Here is a 19274-nt window from a genome sequence, read left to right on the forward strand (position 1 = left end):
AATGGCGATTTCGCTTAAAAAACCGGCTGAAATTGAAAAACTTAGAGCGGCAAATCAAATTGTCGCTCGCACTCTTGATTATGTTGAAAGTATTATAAAGCCTGGAATTTCACTTCTTGAGATTGATAAGATTTGTGAGGATATGATAATAAAAGCCGGTGCAAAGCCTGCTTTCAAAGGACTTTACGGCTTTCCTAATGCAGCTTGTATAAGTCTAAATGAAGTTGTAATCCACGGAATTCCTGATAAAACAATCCTGCAAGAGGGCGATATAGTCGGGGTTGATATAGGCACGAATTTAAACGGTTTTTTCGGTGATTCTGCTCGTACATTCGGAGTGGGTCAAATTTCAAAAGAGGATGAAGCTTTAATAGCTTGCTCTAAAGATGCGCTTTATTTTGCCATTGATATCATAAGAGAGGGAATGCATTTTAAAGAGCTTAGTTATGAGCTTGAGAAATTTATCCTTGCAAGAGGGTTTGTACCGCTAAGAGGATTTTGCGGACACGGCATAGGCAAGCGCCCACACGAAGAGCCTGAAGTGCCAAACTACTTAGAGGGAAACAACCCAAAAGCCGGTCCAAAGATCAAAAACGGAATGGTTTTTTGCATAGAGCCAATGATTTGTCAAAAAGAAGGCATTCCTATAGTCGGCGATGATAAGTGGAAAGTAACCAGCAAGGACGGTTTAAGAACTAGCCATTATGAACACTGTGTTGCCATTATAAACGGAAGAGCTGAAATTTTAAGCAAAGTGTAAAATTTATATCAAATTTATCGCCTAAGTTTTTGCAGTTTACAAATTTGATTTGTGAATTGTAAAATTTTAATTTGTGGTGAGTTAAAATTTAAAATTAAATTTATGAAAGGGGGAAAATAGTGGCAAAAGACGACGTCATAGAGATTGACGGTAACGTTATAGAGGCTCTACCTAATGCAACTTTTAAAGTTGAACTTGATAATAAGCATGTCATTTTGTGCCATATCGCAGGCAAGATGAGAATGCATTATATCAAGATAATGCCAGGAGACAGGGTAAAGGTAGAACTCACGCCGTATAGTCTTGACAAGGGCAGGATAATTTATCGTCATAAGTAAAATAAAAGCTAAATTTGGCTAAAATCAGCCCTTTGCAACAAATGCTGTATGAAGAATTGTTTTCAAAGCCTACCACTTGTTTTGAAAATAGTTGGTTTAACAATTTCTTTAAACCTGATGCAGCCCTAAAAAAGTGGAATAAATTTTTAGGAGACTAAGATGAAAGTTCGTCCTTCTGTAAAGAAGATGTGTGACAAATGTAAAGTTGTCAAACGTAAAGGCATAGTTCACGTAATTTGTGAAAATCCAAAACATAAACAAAGACAAGGATAAAAGAATGGCTCGTATTGCAGGTGTAGATTTACCGAAAAAAAAGAGAATTGAGTATGGTCTAACTTACATTTATGGTATCGGCCTTCATAAATCAAGAGAGATTCTTACGGCTACCGGAATTTCTTATGATAAGAGAGTTCATGAGCTAACTGAAGATGAGGCTGCTGCTATTCGTAAAGAGATCCAAGAGAAACATGTGGTTGAAGGTGATCTTAGAAAGAGCGTTGCTATGGATATAAAAGCGCTTATGGATCTTGGAAGCTATAGAGGTCTTCGCCATAGAAAGGGTCTTCCGGTGCGCGGTCAAAAGACTAAAACAAACGCTAGAACCAGAAAAGGTAAGCGAAAAACTGTTGGCTCTGCAACAAAATAAGGATAGATGATGGCAAAAAGAAAGATAACTAAAAAGAAAGTAGTAAGAAAAAGTATTGCCAAAGGTGTTGTTTATATAAGTGCGACTTTTAACAACACTATGGTTACGGTTACCGATGAGATGGGCAATGCCATAGCCTGGAGCAGTGCAGGCGCACTTGGCTTTAAAGGTAGTAAAAAATCAACTCCATATGCAGCTCAGCAAGCGGTAGAAGATGCTATGAGTAAAGCTAAAGAGCATGGAATTAAAGAGGTGGGCATAAAAGTTCAAGGTCCCGGAAGCGGTAGAGAAACAGCCGTGAAAAGCGTAGGTACAATTGAAGGTATTAAAGTTGTATTCCTTAAAGATATAACTCCGCTTGCTCACAATGGTTGCAGACCACCAAAACGCCGCCGCGTGTAATTAGAAATTTAGGAGAATTATTATGGCAAGATATAGAGGACCTGTTGAAAAATTAGAAAGACGTTTGGGTGTAAGTTTGGCTCTTAAGGGCGAGAGAAGATTGGCGGGTAAATCAGCGCTTGATAAACGCCCTTATGCACCGGGACAGCACGGACAAAGAAGAGCTAAGATCAGCGAATACGGATTACAGCTTCGCGAAAAACAAAAAGCTAAATTTATGTATGGAATTTCTGAAAAGCAGTTTAGAAGATTGTTTCAAGAAGCGGCTAGAAGAGAGGGCAATACGGGTGCACTTTTGGTTCAACTTTTAGAGCAAAGACTTGATAACGTAGTTTATAGAATGGGCTTTGCGACAACTAGAAGATTTGCTCGCCAACTTGTTACTCACGGACATATATTGGTAAATGGTAAAAAAGTAGATATTCCGTCATATAGAGTTGATGCTGGATCCAAGATAGAAATAGTAGAGAAGTCAAAAAACAATCCTCAAATCGTTCGAGCGATTGATCTTACTGCTCAAACTGGAATTGTTTCTTGGGTTGATGTTGAAAAAGATAAAAAATTTGGAATTTTTACAAGAACACCGGAAAGAGAAGAGGTTGTCATTCCTGTAGAGGAAAGATTTATAGTAGAGCTTTATTCTAAATAATAAGAGGTGTAATAATGAGAAAGATTACTACATCAGCTTATATGCCTACAGAGATTGAGGTTCAAAGTATAAGCGAGAATGTTGCTAAAATAACGACCTATCCTTTTGAAGCAGGATATGCCGTAACATTAGCTCATCCGTTGCGCCGTCTGCTTTATAGCAGCACCGTTGGATTTGCTCCTACGGGCGTTAAGATCGAAGGTGTTTCTCATGAGTTTGACTCTATGAGAGGCATGCTTGAAGATGTCGCGCAGTTTATTATAAATTTGAAAAATTTAAGATTTAAGCTTAAAACCGATTCTGAGCGCGAAGTTATAGAGTATTCCTTTAAAGGACCAAGAGAGATAAGGGGAAAAGATTTAGCCAATGATATGGTTGAGATAGTAAATCCTGAAGATTATCTTTCTACTATTAATGAAGATGCCGACTTAAAGTTTTCTGTTATTATCCAAAAAGGCATAGGATATGTGCCAAGCGAAGAAATTCGTGATGCAATGGAAGAGGATTATATAGCTCTTGATGCTTTCTTTACTCCTGTGAAAAAAGCAGTATATGATATTGAAAATGTTTTGGTTGAAGATAATCCTGACTATGAAAAGATAGTCTTTACTGTCACAACTGACGGTCAAGTGGGTGCGATTGAGGCATTTAAGAATGCTGTTGATGCCATGTATCAGCAGATGTCTGTATTTAAAAGTATTTTAGAGATTGATATAACTTCTCAAGTAGGTAGCAATTCATCCTTAGGAAGTGACCATGCAAAACTACTTCAAAGCGTTGAAGAACTAAATTTAAGCGCTAGAAGCTTTAATTGTCTTGATAGAGCTGAAGTTAGATTTATCGGTGAGCTTGCTTTAATGGATGAGAATGAGTTAAAAGAGCTTAAAAATTTAGGTAAAAAATCTCTTGAAGAGATAAAAGCCGTCATGCAAGAGATCGGTTATCCTGTAGGTAGCGACGTTCTAAAAGATGGCAAAGACCAGCTCAAAAAGAAGATTGCTGAGCTGAAATCACAAATGAGTGCAAACGAGTAAAGGAAAATAAATGAGACATAGACATGGTTATAGAAAATTAGGCAGAACATCATCTCATCGCTCGGCATTGCTTAAAAATTTAGCAATCGCGATTATAAAAAGCGAAAAAATTGAGACTACTCTGCCAAAAGCAAAAGAGCTTAGAAGCTATATAGAAAAGCTTATAACAAGAGCTAGAAAAGGCGATAGTAACGCTCATAGAGCCGTTTTTGCAAGTCTTCAAGATAAAGAGACTACAAATAAGCTAGTTACCGAGATTGCTCCTAAATTCGTAGGACGCAACGGTGGTTATACAAGAATAATCAAAACTTGCTTAAGACGCGGCGATGCTGCGGAAATGGCTTATATAGAGCTAGTAAGCGAATAATTTTAGAGAGCTTCTGCTCTCTAAAATTTTAATCCACACAATCTGTATAAAATATATTTTCAAATCCGATTTTTACTTCATTTTAAATTTTCAAAAGATACAATTTTAAGTTTAATTATCAAGTTTATTCATAAATTTAACGAAAGAGCTTATGAAAAAATTAGTTTGGCTAAATCCCGTCGTAAAAAGTATGTATCAAGTAAAAAATTTGCAAAAGCTACTTGCGGACAAAGGATTTGAGATTGTAGAGTGCAAGGTAAATCATATCTTAAATGTTAAAAATTCATATAAAGCGGAATTAAAATCCAAACAGTTCATATTAGACTCCAGATGTCCAAGAGCCGTAAATTTTATAAGTTCGAATTTTAAAGATAAAACAGCTGAATTTTCAACCTCAAATCCTATTTTGATAGAGAGCGCACTTGAGCTTAGTGCAAATTTAAAAGATGACGAACACCTTTTTATAACTACTCCTTGCGAGGATCTAGCCGAGCTTGGCAGAGGGTTAAATTTGGCTCGAATCACATTTTTGACATGGAAAGAATTTAGAGAGCTAAATGAGATAAATTTGCCTGCCACAAAGATAAATTCAAGTCCTATTCCGGTTGGATTTTTTGAAAATTTAGGCGTTAAAGCCATAAGCTTAAAAAGCAAAGACGAGATAGAAAATGCTTTTGCTTATAGATTTCACGAGCTTAAGAGCTATCAGATCGTAGAGCTTTTACACTGCGAAAACGGCTGTCACAACGGAGACGGTCTATGAGGCAAATTTTTAAAAAGAGCATCTTGATTTTTATTATATTTGCAGCTTGGCATATAGTTTGCGAGCTTGAAATTTTTACCGCCTATATCCTGCCAAGTCCTGCTACAACTTTTAAAACAATGTTTAACATGATTTTAAGCGGCGAGCTTGCGACTCACACTCTCATTAGCTTTAAGCGCATTTTTATAGGTTATGCTTTTGCTTTCGCGCTTGCTTTACTTCTTGGCGGACTTGCGTCGCTCAAGCCTAAAATCACCTCTTATTACGAGTGGATTTTGGAGTTTTTTAGAAATATCCCGCCTCTTAGCCTGATTGCGATTTTGGTGCTTTGGTTTGGCATAAACGAGACTCCAAAAGTTATCATCATCGTTCTTGCTTCGTTTTTTCCGATGTTTTTAAGTATCTCCAAGGGGCTAACGAGTTGCGATATTAAGCTTATTGAAGTAGGTAAAATTTTCGGTTTTAGCAAATTTGAAATTTTTTACAAAATCATCTTAAAAAGCGCGCTTAAAGATATCTTTGTCGGTATGCGTATCGGCTTTGGATATGCGATGAGGGCTATCATAGGAGCTGAGATGATCGCGGCGTCAAGCGGACTTGGCTATCTTATCCTTGATGCAGAGGAACTTTCGCGCGCGGATAGGATATTTGTGGGTATCTTTACGATCGGAGTTTGCGGGGTGCTGATTGATCGTATATTTTTAAAGCTCATATCCAAATTTGAGCCTTTAAAGGCGGGCAGATGATACAAATATCAAATTTATCCAAGAGCTTTGTTATCCAAGATAAGAGCTTTGAAATTTTAAAAAATTTAAATTTGGCTATAAAAAAAGACAAAATTACCGTGGTTCTTGGTAGAAGCGGATGCGGTAAAACCACTCTTTTGCGTCTTATCTCGGGGCTTGAAAATCCAACCGCAGGCGAGATTGATATCAAGCAAGGCGCTAAAATCGGATTTGTTTTTCAAGAGGCTAGGCTCATGCCTTTTTTAAACGTATATGAAAATATCGTTTTTTCGCTTAAAAAGCATGAGATAAACGAGGTCAAAATCGATAAACTGATCGACACGATAGGGCTTAGCGAGTTTAAATTCGCTGCGCCTTCTCAGCTTTCAGGCGGCATGGCTTCTCGCGTGGCGCTTGCAAGAGTGCTTGCGTATGAGGCGAATTTGATCCTCATGGATGAGCCTTTTGCGGCGCTTGACGCCTTTACGAGAGCTAATATGCAGGCTGAAATTTTAAAGATTCAAACGGATAAAACCATCCTTTTTGTAACGCACAACATCGATGAAGCGCTGTTTTTAGCCGATGAGATAATCCTGCTTGAAAACGGCGCTATCAAAGCAAGCTATGATCTGTCAAATTTAGCTAAGCCCAGAGATCTGCTTGAGGGCGATCTCATAAGGCTAAAGCGCGAAATTTTAGCTCACATTTAGCGGTCTATCTCGCATTCTAGTGCAAACGGCAAAATTTGCCGAGTTATCCTTAAAGCCGAATTTCTCTAAAAAAGCGATCGCATCCTTGCCTTTGCTAATCGGCGTTACGACCCAAGTCGTAGTATGCTTAAATTTCTTGTTGAAAGCCTCCATAAGTGCAGTTCCAACGCCTTTGTGTTGATAGTCTTTATGCACCATGATCGAGTAAAGATATGAAGTTGCAAAATTATCCCTGTCGCAAAACGCTTCAAGTGTGCCGATCGTCTTATCTCCAAGCTTGGCCATAGCGACATAGTCATACGTCCTAAACATATCATAATGTGCCCACTGCATATCTTTTCTAGTGTGCTCTTTGCTCGCCCAACCGATACTTAGCATTATCTCATCGATATCTGCGGGATTGAAATTTCCGGAATTTTCCAAAACAACTAAATCTTTCATCTTTACTCCTTTGAATGATTTGAAATTCGCAAAAAGTATTATAGTAATTGATAATTAAAACCAAGATAAAGTTAAGTTTTTATATAATTTTATTTTAAAATATCAAAAAGGAGAAAAGATGAGAAAAATTTTTAAAATTTTATGTGCGTTTTCTTTGCTTTGCTCTATTGCAAACGCTAAAGAAGGCTTAGACAAAATCGGCATAACTTACGTCAAATCGCCGCTAAACGTCCCGTCAATCGTCGATAAATTCAAAGGCTTTTACGCCAAATCATTTGGCGTGCCAGTTGAATACTTTGAGATAACCTCAGGAGCCAAGCAGACTCAAGCGCTTGCGTCAAATTCGCTTCAGTTTCTTAACTGCGTGGGTGGCACTTCGGTTATTTTGGCGGCTGCAAACAAGGCTGACATCAAGATCATAAGCGCGTATTCAAGAGCGCCTGAAGCTTTTGTGATATTTGCAAAAGATAAAAGCATAAAATCGCCAAAAGATCTAAAAGACAAAAAGATCGCAGGACCAAAAGGCACGATATTAAACGAGCTTTTGGTTAGATACCTTGCGCTTGGAGGACTTAGTATAAACGACGTTGAGTTTATATCTATGGGTATCCCGCCTGCGCAAGCCGCACTTGAAAACGGAAGCGTTGATATGGCGCTTTTAGCGGGACCTGCCGCCCATAACGCACAAAAATCTGGACTTCACATCGTAACTACGGGCAAAGGCGTGATAAGCCCCGTGATAGTAACTGCGACAAGCGGAGAGTTTTATAAGAAGCACAAAGATTTAGTTGAAAAATTTAAAAAGACTCAAGATGAAATTTTAGATTTTATAAAAGCAAACGAAGAAGAGGCCCTTAAATTTACCGCCGAAGAGACAGGACTTAGCATAGAGGCCGTTAAAAGCATGTATCCTCAGTATGATTTTAGCTCAAAGATCACGGCTGAAGATATAAAAGCGCTTGAGGCTACTCAGGAATTTATGCTTGAAAGCAAGATGATAGAGCAAAAAATAGACATAAAATCACTTCTGTTAAACTAAAATTTTAAGGGCGGATTCGCCCTTAAACCTTAAAAACTCCCGAAACTTCTAAAATTTAAAATTTATTTTGCCAAAGTAGGTGTATAATTCAAGCAAAAACAAAGGGCAAGAGATGATCCCATTTACAGATGAAGAGCTTTTAAAGCCTGTTAGCGCAAGCTTACAAAAAGTAATGCCTATGCTTGAGCGAGACGGCGGCGGCATGGAGCTTTTGGGTATAAAAAACGGCAAAGTTTATGTTCGCTTAACGGGGCATTGCCACGGTTGTGCAGCCAGCGGAACTACTCTTAAATATGGTATCGAAAGACAGCTTAGAATGGATATTCACCCCGAACTTGAGGTAATAAATATCCCTATCGGAGAAGAGGTAAGATTAGATTGATTGATTATAAAAAACTTGGTATCAAGGCCTTTTATAAAGGCAGCTTTGACGAGGCTATAAATTATTTTTCTTTGGCTTACGATAAAAAAAAGGATAAAAGGCTTTTGTTTTTTATCATGATTTGCTCGCTTGCTAAAACCAGACACGATGAAGCCATGATGCTGTTTGAAATTTTTAAAGTTAAAGAAAAAGTCGGCATGAGCGCTGAAGATTTGGACGAAATTTTAGCCACTTTGGAGTCTAAATTTGACGAAAAAGACGAGCTTGAAGCTCAAAACGCCATAAGTTATGATGATTTTATGGATGCGGTTAAAAAAGAGGGAAATTTCAAAAGCGTTTTTGAAGATATAATGTTCTCAACTCGAGTTATGATAAACAATCGCGATGATTTTTTGGACTTTTTAGAAAATTTAATTAAAAATGATTTTATAGAGATGGGATTAAACTACCTTGAAAGCGCGGCTGTGTTATTTGCTGGCGACGAGAGGTTAAACTCTTTGATTTGCGAGATAAACAAAAGGCGCAAAAGTGAAAATTTACATTGAAAATTCATTTATCACGGACAATTCAAACGAATGCGAAGAGGGGTGTTTGTTTGTCCAAACTCACACAAACTCGAAATTTACTCAAAACGCTATAGACAAAGGCGCTAAAATCATCAGCCTAAAGGAGTGTAAAAAGCTCTTAAACATAGATGAAAATATCAAGATAATAGGCATAACAGGCACAAACGGCAAGACGACAACGGCTGCGGCGATTTATTCTATCTTGCTTGATTTGGGTTATAAGTGCGGACTTTGCGGAACTCGCGGAGCTTTTATAAATGATGAGCGAATAGATCAAAAGGCGCTTACCACAAGCGAAATTTTACGCACGCTTAGTTATTTAAAATCCGCCGGTGAGCAAAAATGCGAGTATTTCGTGATGGAGGTAAGCTCTCACGCGATAGATCAAAATCGCATAGAAGAGCTTAAATTTGCAGCTAAAATTTTTACGAATTTAACCCAAGATCATCTTGATTATCACAAAACATTTGAAGAGTATGCGCGCGTCAAAAGCAGCTTTTTTGAAGATGACAGCTTAAAAATCATAAACATAGATGACGGAAATTTGAAATTTAACGCTAAAAATGCGCTTACTTACTCTCTTAGAAAGCACGCATCATTTTCGCCTCTCGCTTACGGGCTAAAAAACGGCATAAACGCTATTATTAAAACCCCAAAAGGCGATCTTGAGATAGCTTCGAATTTGCAGGGCGAATTTAACCTCTATAACCTTATCGCCGCTACCGCTTGCGTTGTGAGCTTAACGGATAAGAGTTGCGAGGAGATTTCATCTGCGGTTAGTAATTTTGGCGGCGTTGAGGGCAGGATGGAGGTTGTTAGCCAAGATCCTCTTGTCATCGTTGATTTTGCTCATACGCCCGATGGGATCGAGAAAGTTTTGAGCGCACTTTGCCACTATGAGCAAGTTGTCGTTTTTGGAGCCGGAGGCGATAGGGATAACACCAAGCGCCCTAAGATGGGCTCTATCGTGCAGCATTTTGCAAAGCTTTGCATAGTAACAAGCGATAATCCAAGAAGCGAAGAGCCGATGTCAATCATCCAGCAGATATATAACGGCATGCAAATGAACGATACCGTTATCTGCGAGCCTGATCGCAAAAAAGCGATTGAAATCGGGCTAAAAAGCCTAAAAGAAGGGCAAATTTTAGTGATTTTGGGCAAAGGAGATGAGCCTTATCAGGAGATAAAAGGGGTTAAATATCCTTTTAGCGATAAGGAGGTCGTTTTGGAATTTTTGGGAAGAAAAGATAGATAATTGCCTGCGAAATTTGACCTAATTTTTGGCGTGAGATAAATAAGGAGTTTTTTTGAGAGTAGAAGTTTTAGCAAGTAAAATCCACAGAGCCGTTGTAACGGATGCGAATTTAAACTACGTAGGCTCTATAACCATCGATGAAGAGCTTATAAATGCTGCAAATTTAACGGAATTTCAAAAGGTCGAAATTCTAAACGTAAATAACGGCGAGAGATTTTCCACATATGTCATAAAAGGCGATAAAAAAGGCGAAATTTGCTTAAACGGCGCTGCTGCAAGAAAAGTTTGTATCGGTGATGTAGTTATAATCGTAGCTTACGCAACTATGAAATTTAAAAAAGCTAAAAAATTTGAGCCCACGATAGTTCATGTAAATGAAAAAAACGAGATAGTTTGATTAAACAAATTTGCTTAAAATTTTATTTTTTATTCCGCTTAAAAAGCTCATAAATTTTGATTTTACGCTTAGCTTGCAAGCTGTTTGAAAAAAATATATAAGCTCAAATTTGTTATAATCAAGCAAAATTGAAAAGGATTTTTTATGTTTGAAGGACTTGATTTATCGAAAATGAACCATATGCTTGAAGAGGTTCAAAAAAAGGCGCGCGAGCTTGAAAATGAGACTTCAAGCAGAGAATTTAGCGTAAAAAGCGGTGGCGGACTTATCAGTGTCAAAGCAAACGGCAAGGGCGAACTGCTTGACATCACGATAGACGATAGTCTGCTTGAAGATAAGGAGAGTTTGCAGATTTTACTGATTAGCGCGGTAAATGACGTGATGAAAATGGTCGAGGATGATAAAAGGCATCTTGCCGCAAAGATGCTTGGCGGATTTGCGGGAATGGGCGGCAAATGAGAAAAATTTTATTTCTCATATCTTTATGTGCATTGGCTTTTAGCGCACCGCGCCCGACTCAAGATGATTTTAACGCCTGCTACGAAAAAAACCTCCCAAGTATAGTAAACGTCGCAGGTCATGAAGGCATCGCACTTAGCCCTAATCTAATCGCGGTTGTAAAAAAAGATGAGATGCCGCTTAGAAACTACATAAAATTTGATCCTTTTTTAGGGCTTTATCTGGTCGCTTCGGATGTGAGCCTTGATCCTATCAAGATGAGCGAGGATAATAGAACTAAAAAAAGCGATTGGGTGAGTGTTACAAAGGATATCAACTCAACCGTTTACGGGCACGTCAAATCTCTTGGAGAAAGGCTTGGCGAGCTTGATACGCTTACTTTTGACGTAAATGATACTACAGCCGTGCTATCGGCATGCTGCAACCTAAGAGGCATTAGCGTGGGCGGAAACAAATTTATCCCGAATAGATACTTAAGACACTTTATAGCTTATCCAGATGTTTATTACGGCGACGTCGGGGCTATATTCGAGGCAATGGACGGCAAATTTTACGTAAAAAGCGTAGAGCAGCTCGGGCGAGGTCAAGCTCTCATGGCAAAAGATGAAATTTTATCTATAAATAAAGAGAAATTTAAAACCTTAAGAGAGCTAAATGAGAGAATTTTATTTGCTAAAAAGGGCGAAATTTTAACTTTTGAGATTATGCGCGACGGAGTTGTCGAAAGATTTAACATAGCCGTTTCGGACTCGGCTAGCCCAAAAGATAAAAAATCCAAAGATGAGATGAAGCCTGATGTTAAGAGCCAAGAGACAAAAGAGATAAAGCAGGCAAATACGACTAATGATTTTTTCAAAACGCAAGGCATAACTCTTGACACACAGCTAAACGTTAATAAGGTAGATGAAGGCTCAAAAGCGGCAAATTTCGGCATCAAAACAGGCGATAAGCTGATACAGGTTGGTAAAAATCAAGTGAAAAATCGCAACGACGCCATCAAGCTAACATCAAAAAACAGCGCCGAGCATATCTTGCTGTTTAGGCGAAACGGATTTGATTTTTTCTATAAAGCAAGATGATGAGAAGCGAAAATTTACTAGAGGAATTTAAGTCTTTTTTACGAGAAAATTTGCCAAGCGCGCCTAGTTTTCATCCAAATTTCGATGAAGCTTTAAAATACATGCTTCTTGCGGGAGGCAAGCATTTTCGAGCTATGCTTGTGCTTGGCGTAGTAAATGCACTAAAGCCTGAGATGCTAAAGAGCGCTTTTGACGTGGCTTTGGGATTTGAGCTTATGCATACATATTCGCTTGTGCATGATGATCTACCTTTGATGGATGATTCAGACCTTAGACGCGGAAAGCCTACATTGCATGTTAAATACGACGACGTAACGGCGATTTTGGTTGGAGACGGCTTAAATACTCACGCTTTTTATCAAATTTCAAAGGCGAATTTAGATCCTAAAACAGCTTTAAAATGCGTTGAAATTTTATCGCTAAACGCAGGCGTATCGGGCATGGTTTTGGGGCAAGCGATTGATTGCTTTTTTGAAACGAGCCAAAAAGCAAAAGCCGTGAGAGAGAAATTTAAAGTGGCGGAAAGGCGGCTAAATTTAGAGGAGCTTACCTTCTTGCATATCCATAAAACCGCAAAGCTAATCGCCGCTAGCTTAAAAGCAGGCTGCGTAATAGCTCAGATGAGCGATGAGGTGTGCGAGAAAATTTATCAAATCGGACTTGACCTGGGTCTTGCATTTCAAATTCAAGATGACATCATCGATGCCACTACGAGTGCAAATGAAGCGGGCAAGCCTACCGGAAACGACGGCATGAAAAACTCATTTACAAATTTACTCGGCGTCAAAGAAGCCATAGAGACAAAAAACAAAATGATAGATAAAATTCAAGACGATTTAAGGGAATTTGAGCCTAAATTGGGCGAGATGATCTTAAATTTGATAGATAAGCATTTGCGTTAATTTTAAGAAGGGAATGAAGATGTTAAAAAAACAAGCGGACACTATAAGATTTTTATGTGCGGATATGGTTCAAAAGGCAAATAGCGGCCACCCGGGAGCACCGATGGGGTTAGCGGATATCATGGTCGTGCTTATGAAATTTTTAAATCACAATCCAAAAAATCCAAACTGGCTTAATCGCGATAGGCTTGTTTTTAGCGGCGGGCATGCAAGCAGTTTGGTTTATAGCTTTTTACATCTAAGCGGATATGATCTAAGCCTTGACGAGCTTAAAAATTTCCGTCAGCTCGGCTCTCTTACGCCGGGACACCCTGAAATTCACACAAAAGGCGTTGAAGTGGCAACCGGTCCTCTTGGACAAGGGATCGCTAATGCGGTTGGGTTTGCTATGGCCGCAAAATATGCTGCGAATTTGTTAAATTTGCCTGATAACGAGGTAATAAATCATAAGGTGTATTGTCTTTGCGGTGACGGGGATTTACAAGAGGGTATAAGCTATGAAGCGTGTGCGATAGCCGGAAATTTAAAGCTTGATAATTTAGTCGTGATTTATGACTCAAACAATATAACTATCGAAGGCGACACTTCTATAGCGTGGAGCGAGGACGTAAAGGCGCGCTTTGAAGCCCAAGGCTGGGACGTGGCTCGTATCAACGGGCATGATTACGATGAGATAGAGTTCGCGCTCGAGCAGGCAAAGGAGAAGGAGTGTCCTTATCTCATTATCGCAAACACTCGCATCGCAAAGGGTGCGGGCGAGCTTGAAGGAAGTCATCATAGTCACGGCGCACCGCTTGGTGAAGATGTGATCAAGGCGGCAAAAACGGCTGCGGGATTTGACCCGGAGGCAAAATTTGCCATAGATGAAGACGTGCTTTTTAGATTTAGAGCCGCTGTGGAAAAAGGCGATTTGGCAGAGGCTTTATGGAATAAACAGATAGAAAAATTAAGCGCGGATAGCAAGAAAATTTTAAATTCGCTTTTAAATCCTGATTTTTCAAAGATAAATTTCCCTGATTTTACCGATAAAAAAGTAGCCACAAGGGATAGCAACGGCGTAATCATGAACGAGATCGCCAAAGTCTTACCCGGATTTATCGGCGGAAGCGCTGATTTAGCACCTTCAAACAAGACCGAATTAAAAGGCATGGGCGATTTTCCAAACGGTCGCAATATCCACTACGGAATTCGTGAGCATGCAATGGCTGCGATAAATAACGCCTTTGCCAGATACGGACTATTTTTGCCGTTTTCGGCGACATTTTTTATATTTAGCGACTATCTCAAGCCAAGTGCTAGGATAGCCGCACTTATGGGCATTAAACACTTTTTCGTTTTCACTCACGATAGTATCGGTGTGGGTGAAGACGGACCTACTCATCAGCCTATAGAGCAACTAAGTCAGTTTAGAGCTATGCCGAATTTTTACACATTCCGTCCTGCCGATGGTAATGAAAACGCCAAATGCTGGCAAGTCGCTTTAAATTTAAGCGCTCCTTGCGCGTTTGTGTGTTCTCGTCAAGGACTTGATCCTCTGCAAAGCGGAGAATTCGGTAGCGTTGAAAACGGAGCTTATCTTCTTAAATCTCAGCCAAATGCAAAAATCACATTTGTATCAAGCGGTAGCGAAGTGAGCTTGTGTGTAAAAGCTGCAAATTTACTCAAAGAAAACGACGTAGGCGCAAACGTGGTCTCTGCGCCTTGTTTTGACTTGCTTTGCAAGCAGCCTAAAGAGTATGTGGATAAAATTTTAGATCCAAACACCAAAATCATAGCCGTTGAGGCTGCAACCGCGATGGAGTGGTATAAGTTCGCCGATATCGTCTATGGAATGCAAAGTTTTGGCGAAAGCGGCAAGGCTGAAATGCTGTTTGATCATTTTGGATTTAGCCCTGAAAAGCTTTGTAAATTTGCTATGCAAGCCGTTAAGTGAAATTTGAAGTTAAAGTGTTCGGTGAAATTTTAGAAAAGAGAGGCCTTTAATGGAAATTTCACATATCATCTTGCTTGCACTCATTCAAGGCATAAGCGAGTTTTTGCCCATATCAAGCTCCGCTCACCTCGTGCTGGTACCAAAACTCCTAGGCTGGAGCGATCAGGGGCTTGCCTTTGACGTGGCGGTGCATGTAGGCACTCTTGCGGCGATTTTGTTTTATTTTAAAGATAGGATATTGCCGCTTTTAAGCGACTTTTTTGCTTCTATTAAGGCGCGCAAAAAAGTTGGCGATAGTGCGCTTGCCTGGTCGGTCGGATTTGCGACGATCCCTGTGGGGCTTGCGGGCTTACTCTTGAATGACTTTATCGAAAATTACGCAAGAAGCGGCATTGTTATAGCATTTACGACTATAATTTTTGGTGTCGTGCTTTATTTTGCAGATAAAAATCACGGCTTAAAAAGCGAATATGATATGACGATTAAACTTGCTCTTATCATCGGTACGGCTCAAATTTTAGCTCTTATTCCGGGTGTTTCTCGCTCGGGCATTACTATGAGTGCGGCACTATTTTTAGGATTTAGCAGAACAGGAAGCGCAAATTTCTCTTTTCTTATGTCCATACCCGTTATTTTGCTTGCGGGCGGGCTTGAAGCGGTTAAGCTTGTAAGGCTTAAAGAGGCGGTCGCTTGGGGAGATCTTGCTATAGCTATGGCTGTAAGTGCAGTGAGTGCTTATCTGTGCGTGAAGCTGTTTATGGTGGTTATCTCTAAGATGAGTATGCTTCCTTTTGTTGTTTACAGACTTGTTTTAGGTGTGTTTTTGTTTTTGATGTTTGTATAAGTTGATTTGCCTGGCTTTGTACTTATAGCTTCTTAAAACTCTTTTTGTGCTTTTTTATCTTCTTTATTGCCCAATCATAGTGTGAAGAGGTGGCTGATATACAGTAACTTCCAAGCGTAGAGCCAAGAGTATAGGCAAATTTGCCTTTAGTAAAAGCTCTTCATCGCTGAATTTATCAACTGCTTTCATAGCCTCTTTGTGGCTATTTTTTAGCAAAATTTTAGCTGTATCAAGTGGTGTGTTTTGGTGTTTTTGCTAAATTTCAATATTCATCTTCGGATATGTTCGCCAGTTGTAAGGATGTGGTAAAAACGGCTTTATCTCTTTTGAATTTTGATTTGATCTGATGAAATTTAAAAGCAAAATATGCCACTCGTAAAGATGTATAAGCACATCTTTTATATTTTTATCTCTATCTTCAAAGTTAAATTTCATCTCCTGCTCTTCTGCGCTCATAGATTCGATAAGATCAAAAAGCTTAATAAAATTTCCATTCGCAAGCGAGATCAGATCGTCTTTTGTGGTAGGTCTTGGCACAGCTCATCCTTTACCTAAAATTTTAAGTGTAAATTGACTGTAGTTTTTTTGGAGTTAAATTTACGAATTCGCTTTCATGTCGCGCGGGCTTGACAGGTCTAAATCAATTAAGCCGATGAAGCCTCTCTTCAAGCATTCTATCAAATAAGCTAAATAGAGTTTGCGACGCTTCTTCTGCTTTTTGGAAATTTTGTGCGATCAGACTCTCGTCGCTATCTATAGCTAACGAATCGTTGATGAGCTTATGAACTTTGGAGTGAGGCTTATCAAGTTGCTTAAATATCTCGTTTGAGCCAAAAATTTCCCTGCCGTCGCCTTGATACCATTTGCCAAGTCTGCAGCTATGATGATCGCTCATTTTTTCCTGATCTCGTTTTGAAATTTTTCATAGCCGTTTACTTTAAACATGACGTGGTCGTTCTTTGCGAGTGCGATAAAAAGCTCGTAATATAAATTTTCAGTCTCTTTTTGAATTTTGTTTAACTCCTCTTTAAGCTCGCCAAAGGAGCCTTGGAAGCGGTATATACTCTCGTTTGAGTCAAGTGAAATTTTTTCCACTTCTTCGCTCTGAGTAAACATATCATTTGCATTTTGCTTAAGCAAATTTACGTTCATTTCAACTTCTGCCGTGGCCTTTTGAGTGCGTTCGGCAAGCTTTCTTACCTCATCGGCAACTACCGCAAATCCTCGTCCATGCTCTCCTGCACGAGCTGCTTCTATGGCGGCATTTAGAGCTAGCAAATTCGTCTGATCCGAGATATCCTTAATTAAATTTATAACATTTGTGATCTCATCGACACTTTTATGAAGAGCCTCGGCTGTTGCTCGAGATCTGTTTGAAGACTCGGCTATGTGCGAAATCGAGTTTATTATATTAGTCGAATCTGCTTGCAACTTGTCGATTAGTTGGGTATTTTTGACATTGTTTTTTGAAATATCCTTGATGCGAGTAAGCTCGTCGATATCTTTTTGGATAGATAACATGCTTGTTTTTGTACCCTGAATCATTGTTTTAGCCAGCAAATTTTTATTAGTCGAGCTTTGTGTGCTTTTTGCTATTAAAATTTGCTCTTTTAGGGCGTTAATCTCGCTTGTTAGTTTGTTATTTTCAATCTCTAATTTGTTAATTTTATCTTGTAAAATTTGATTTTCTTTTATGTTTTTGCTTTTAAAAAACATCCGAGTGCCTTTATGAGTTTTGATTATGTAACTCGCTTTATCAATAAAGCTGATTTTTGATTTTAGTAAATTTTTTCTTATAAAAAATTAAATATTTAATAAACAGAAGTTTTATAATAATTATAAAATAGCATATATTATTAGTTTTTAGTTATAAAATTTGATTTGTTTAAGTTGTTCGTAACTCAATCAAGAGCGATTATATTAATTGTGAGATGTTTTAAGTTAGTATTATTTTGGCATTTATTTTTTGACTTTAAAAATCGGGAATTTGTTGTTTTGTGGATGCTTAAAAATAATGGCAGACAGGATGGGATTTGAACCCACGAAGGCTATTAACCTTACACGCGTTCCAGGCGTGCTCCTTCAACCACTCGGACACCTGTCTATTTGAAAATGTGATTTTAGCAAAAAATTTATAAATTTAAAATGTATTTAAATAAAATAGCTGTATTTTGCTTAAATCGTGTGGCTAATATAGACTTAAAATACTATAGTTGTTTTTTAGAAACCAAGGGCAAATTTTGACTTCTTGTTTTATATCAAAGTGTGGTCTTGTAAATTTATCTATATATAAGCAACGGTGTAATATAATTCGCAATTCTTCTATGTGTCAAGGTAGCTCAGCTGGTTAGAGCGCTGGTCTCATAAGCCGGAGGTCGAGAGTTCAAGTCTCTCTCTTGACACCAATGAAATTCTGCATAATGAAATCTTTAAAATTTATTCTACAATTACAAAATACTACTTTAAAAAAATATCGTGCCGAAGTTCTACGGAAAGAGTATTCGCGTATCGAAAAAAATATTTTTAACATTTCAATTCTGGAAATATAAGATACAGAGCGTTTTAAATATTTAAAATTTATTGTTTGTGACTCGTTTTATCCTGATAAGCCACTTAATTTAAATTTGCAATGAGTCAATTTTCATCTAAATAGATAGAAATTATCAAAATTTAAATATCTTTTTGTTACAAATTTACACATTTATGTGAAGTAAATTTATAATCTTAATAACTCGGCTTAAATTTGCTTTTTGGCTTTAAATATTAGAAATTTGCTTTAAAAATAGGGCTTAGAAAAAATATAAGCGTATATATTTGAATATAATATTTAATTTTACATTTAAAGTTTAAGTTAAAATTTAGAATATCTTTTAAATGGCTATTAAGCTTATATCGACTATTATGGAAAAGCTTGATTTTAAGTCAAGTTGATAATTAAATTTAAAGGAGCTTATCGGTATGAAAAAAGCATTTTTACTTTCGGCGATTTTAAGCGGCTGTTTATTTGCTCAAACGGCCTATATTAAAAATAGCGAAGAGATCGCCAAAGACGGCAAGCATATAGGTTTTGCTAGGATATTAACGCCTGTCGAGATTATAAAAGCAAACGGCGATAAGACCGAAGTTTCGGTAACTGGTTTTGTTCAAGAGGGCTATCAAGAAAAGCTTGTTAAAAGTCCGGCGCTTGGCGAAGAATTCGTAGTGTTTGAGACATATGTGGGAAATGCAAGCTATGAAGGCGGCAGCAACCCTTATGTCAAAATTTTAGAAAAGACAGAGGATGACTACGGTGAAGTTTGGCTTAAGGCCGAGTTTAAATTTGAGATCTCAAGCGAAAATTTAACCACCGATCCTGAGCCGCTTTACAACAATGCCAAAAATTTATTTGAGCAAAGTTGCTCTGCGTGCCATATCTTGCACGAACCAAATTCTTATACTGTCAATCAATGGCCATCTCAAATAGAAAGTATGATAAGCTCGGGCTTTGTCGGTCTTGAAGATGCCGATAAGAGTGCGATTATAAAATATTTGCAGCACAATGCAAAAGATGTTCAATAACGGTCAAATTTTAAATTTAGATAAT

General features: G+C 38.3%; 28 protein-coding genes and 2 tRNA genes. 23 read left to right on the forward strand and 7 right to left on the reverse strand.

What is annotated here, in order from left to right; genetic code table 11:
* Position 1 precedes the first annotated feature (1 nt).
* The 11 genes from map (at position 2) to CORI_RS00265 (ending at position 6394) form a co-directional block, all read left to right on the forward strand.
* Positions 2 to 760 carry a type I methionyl aminopeptidase gene (gene map, locus CORI_RS00215; protein WP_173030326.1) on the forward strand — a complete coding sequence of 253 codons (759 nt, stop codon included), beginning with the start codon at positions 2 to 4 and terminating at the stop codon, positions 758 to 760.
* A 119-nt stretch (positions 761 to 879) separates the two neighbouring features.
* Positions 880 to 1098, forward strand: a complete 219-nt coding sequence (gene infA / locus CORI_RS00220) for a translation initiation factor IF-1 (protein ID WP_002943098.1) — start codon at positions 880 to 882, stop codon at positions 1096 to 1098.
* Positions 1099 to 1257: 159 nt separating this feature from the next.
* Entirely contained in the window at positions 1258 to 1371 is a 114-nt protein-coding gene (rpmJ, locus tag CORI_RS00225; protein ID WP_169941726.1) for a 50S ribosomal protein L36, read from the forward strand.
* Between the two features lie 4 nt (positions 1372 to 1375).
* Positions 1376 to 1744, forward strand: a complete 369-nt coding sequence (gene rpsM / locus CORI_RS00230; RefSeq protein WP_169941724.1) for a 30S ribosomal protein S13 — start codon at positions 1376 to 1378, stop codon at positions 1742 to 1744.
* Positions 1745 to 1753: 9 nt separating this feature from the next.
* Positions 1754 to 2146: a 30S ribosomal protein S11 gene (rpsK, locus tag CORI_RS00235; protein WP_173030327.1), complete on the forward strand. Its 393-nt coding sequence runs from the start codon at positions 1754 to 1756 to the stop codon at positions 2144 to 2146.
* 22 nt (positions 2147 to 2168) lie between these two features.
* On the forward strand, positions 2169 to 2795 hold the full coding sequence (gene rpsD, locus CORI_RS00240; protein ID WP_169941720.1) for a 30S ribosomal protein S4: 627 nt from the start codon (positions 2169 to 2171) through the stop codon (positions 2793 to 2795).
* A 14-nt stretch (positions 2796 to 2809) separates the two neighbouring features.
* Positions 2810 to 3829 carry a DNA-directed RNA polymerase subunit alpha gene (locus CORI_RS00245; protein ID WP_173030328.1) on the forward strand — a complete coding sequence of 340 codons (1020 nt, stop codon included), beginning with the start codon at positions 2810 to 2812 and terminating at the stop codon, positions 3827 to 3829.
* A 10-nt stretch (positions 3830 to 3839) separates the two neighbouring features.
* Positions 3840 to 4196 carry a 50S ribosomal protein L17 gene (gene rplQ, locus CORI_RS00250; protein WP_173030329.1) on the forward strand — a complete coding sequence of 119 codons (357 nt, stop codon included), beginning with the start codon at positions 3840 to 3842 and terminating at the stop codon, positions 4194 to 4196.
* A gap of 151 nt (positions 4197 to 4347) precedes the next feature.
* A complete protein-coding gene (locus CORI_RS00255) occupies positions 4348 to 4959 on the forward strand; it encodes a hypothetical protein (RefSeq protein WP_173030330.1) in 612 nt (203 codons plus the stop codon).
* Positions 4956 to 5705, forward strand: coding sequence for an ABC transporter permease (locus tag CORI_RS00260; RefSeq protein WP_173030331.1), 750 nt, complete (start codon positions 4956 to 4958; stop codon positions 5703 to 5705). Before CORI_RS00255 ends, CORI_RS00260 begins: the two co-directional genes overlap by 4 nt.
* Positions 5702 to 6394 (forward strand): ABC transporter ATP-binding protein, encoded by a 693-nt coding sequence (locus CORI_RS00265; RefSeq protein ID WP_173030332.1) that lies wholly within the window; start codon positions 5702 to 5704, stop codon positions 6392 to 6394. The genes CORI_RS00260 and CORI_RS00265 overlap by 4 nt, the downstream gene beginning before the upstream one ends.
* Here the strand turns inward: CORI_RS00265 and CORI_RS00270 are convergent.
* Positions 6380 to 6835 (reverse strand): GNAT family N-acetyltransferase, encoded by a 456-nt coding sequence (locus CORI_RS00270; RefSeq protein WP_173030333.1) that lies wholly within the window; start codon positions 6833 to 6835, stop codon positions 6380 to 6382. The genes CORI_RS00265 and CORI_RS00270 overlap by 15 nt on opposite strands.
* Before the next feature lie 118 nt (positions 6836 to 6953).
* On the opposite strand from CORI_RS00270, the gene CORI_RS00275 reads away from it, so the two are divergent.
* From CORI_RS00275 to CORI_RS00320, 10 genes are all read left to right on the forward strand, one after another.
* Positions 6954 to 7874 carry an ABC transporter substrate-binding protein gene (locus CORI_RS00275; RefSeq protein ID WP_173030334.1) on the forward strand — a complete coding sequence of 307 codons (921 nt, stop codon included), beginning with the start codon at positions 6954 to 6956 and terminating at the stop codon, positions 7872 to 7874.
* A gap of 112 nt (positions 7875 to 7986) precedes the next feature.
* Complete coding sequence (locus CORI_RS00280) at positions 7987 to 8256, forward strand: NifU family protein (protein ID WP_169941705.1); 270 nt, start codon at positions 7987 to 7989, stop codon at positions 8254 to 8256.
* Positions 8253 to 8801 (forward strand): histidine kinase, encoded by a 549-nt coding sequence (locus tag CORI_RS00285; RefSeq protein WP_173030335.1) that lies wholly within the window; start codon positions 8253 to 8255, stop codon positions 8799 to 8801. Before CORI_RS00280 ends, CORI_RS00285 begins: the two co-directional genes overlap by 4 nt.
* On the forward strand, positions 8785 to 10077 hold the full coding sequence (locus CORI_RS00290; protein WP_173030336.1) for a UDP-N-acetylmuramoyl-L-alanyl-D-glutamate--2,6-diaminopimelate ligase: 1293 nt from the start codon (positions 8785 to 8787) through the stop codon (positions 10075 to 10077). The genes CORI_RS00285 and CORI_RS00290 overlap by 17 nt, the downstream gene beginning before the upstream one ends.
* A gap of 52 nt (positions 10078 to 10129) precedes the next feature.
* Positions 10130 to 10474, forward strand: coding sequence for an aspartate 1-decarboxylase (panD, locus tag CORI_RS00295; protein WP_169941699.1), 345 nt, complete (start codon positions 10130 to 10132; stop codon positions 10472 to 10474).
* A 144-nt stretch (positions 10475 to 10618) separates the two neighbouring features.
* The gene (locus tag CORI_RS00300; protein WP_169941697.1) at positions 10619 to 10933 is read left to right on the forward strand and encodes a YbaB/EbfC family nucleoid-associated protein; all 315 of its coding nucleotides are present in this window, start codon (positions 10619 to 10621) and stop codon (positions 10931 to 10933) included.
* Positions 10930 to 12012: a PDZ domain-containing protein gene (locus CORI_RS00305; RefSeq protein WP_173030337.1), complete on the forward strand. Its 1083-nt coding sequence runs from the start codon at positions 10930 to 10932 to the stop codon at positions 12010 to 12012. The genes CORI_RS00300 and CORI_RS00305 overlap by 4 nt, the downstream gene beginning before the upstream one ends.
* Complete coding sequence (locus CORI_RS00310) at positions 12012 to 12914, forward strand: polyprenyl synthetase family protein (RefSeq protein ID WP_173031888.1); 903 nt, start codon at positions 12012 to 12014, stop codon at positions 12912 to 12914. Before CORI_RS00305 ends, CORI_RS00310 begins: the two co-directional genes overlap by 1 nt.
* Before the next feature lie 19 nt (positions 12915 to 12933).
* Positions 12934 to 14847, forward strand: coding sequence for a transketolase (gene tkt, locus CORI_RS00315; protein WP_173030338.1), 1914 nt, complete (start codon positions 12934 to 12936; stop codon positions 14845 to 14847).
* A gap of 49 nt (positions 14848 to 14896) precedes the next feature.
* Positions 14897 to 15691 carry an undecaprenyl-diphosphate phosphatase gene (locus CORI_RS00320; protein WP_173030339.1) on the forward strand — a complete coding sequence of 265 codons (795 nt, stop codon included), beginning with the start codon at positions 14897 to 14899 and terminating at the stop codon, positions 15689 to 15691.
* 22 nt (positions 15692 to 15713) lie between these two features.
* Here CORI_RS00320 and CORI_RS10620 read toward each other — a convergent pair whose 3' ends face one another.
* The 6 genes from CORI_RS10620 to CORI_RS00340 all read right to left on the reverse strand — a co-directional run bounded on the left by CORI_RS10620 (position 15714) and on the right by CORI_RS00340 (position 17795).
* Positions 15714 to 15791 (reverse strand): hypothetical protein, encoded by a 78-nt coding sequence (locus CORI_RS10620; protein WP_254064966.1) that lies wholly within the window; start codon positions 15789 to 15791, stop codon positions 15714 to 15716.
* On the reverse strand, positions 15755 to 15907 hold the full coding sequence (locus tag CORI_RS10625) for a ClbS/DfsB family four-helix bundle protein (protein ID WP_254064933.1): 153 nt from the start codon (positions 15905 to 15907) through the stop codon (positions 15755 to 15757). The genes CORI_RS10620 and CORI_RS10625 overlap by 37 nt, the downstream gene beginning before the upstream one ends.
* A 39-nt stretch (positions 15908 to 15946) precedes the next feature.
* Positions 15947 to 16228 carry a ClbS/DfsB family four-helix bundle protein gene (locus CORI_RS10630; protein ID WP_254064934.1) on the reverse strand — a complete coding sequence of 94 codons (282 nt, stop codon included), beginning with the start codon at positions 16226 to 16228 and terminating at the stop codon, positions 15947 to 15949.
* Positions 16229 to 16331: 103 nt separating this feature from the next.
* On the reverse strand, positions 16332 to 16586 hold the full coding sequence (locus tag CORI_RS00330) for a CZB domain-containing protein (protein ID WP_173030340.1): 255 nt from the start codon (positions 16584 to 16586) through the stop codon (positions 16332 to 16334).
* Complete coding sequence (locus CORI_RS10770; protein ID WP_173030341.1) at positions 16583 to 17407, reverse strand: methyl-accepting chemotaxis protein; 825 nt, start codon at positions 17405 to 17407, stop codon at positions 16583 to 16585. The genes CORI_RS00330 and CORI_RS10770 overlap by 4 nt, the downstream gene beginning before the upstream one ends.
* 299 nt (positions 17408 to 17706) lie before the next feature.
* Positions 17707 to 17795 (reverse strand) — tRNA-Ser (locus CORI_RS00340).
* Positions 17796 to 18019: 224 nt separating this feature from the next.
* Here CORI_RS00340 and CORI_RS00345 point away from each other — a divergent pair.
* A tRNA-Met gene (locus CORI_RS00345) sits at positions 18020 to 18096 on the forward strand.
* Positions 18097 to 18649: 553 nt separating this feature from the next.
* Positions 18650 to 19249, forward strand: coding sequence for a hypothetical protein (locus CORI_RS00350; protein ID WP_173030342.1), 600 nt, complete (start codon positions 18650 to 18652; stop codon positions 19247 to 19249).
* Positions 19250 to 19274: the final 25 nt, after the last annotated feature.

Origin of the sequence: Campylobacter sp. CCUG 57310 (assembly GCF_013201975.1) — a bacterium.
Lineage (GTDB): Bacteria > Campylobacterota > Campylobacteria > Campylobacterales > Campylobacteraceae > Campylobacter_A > Campylobacter_A canis.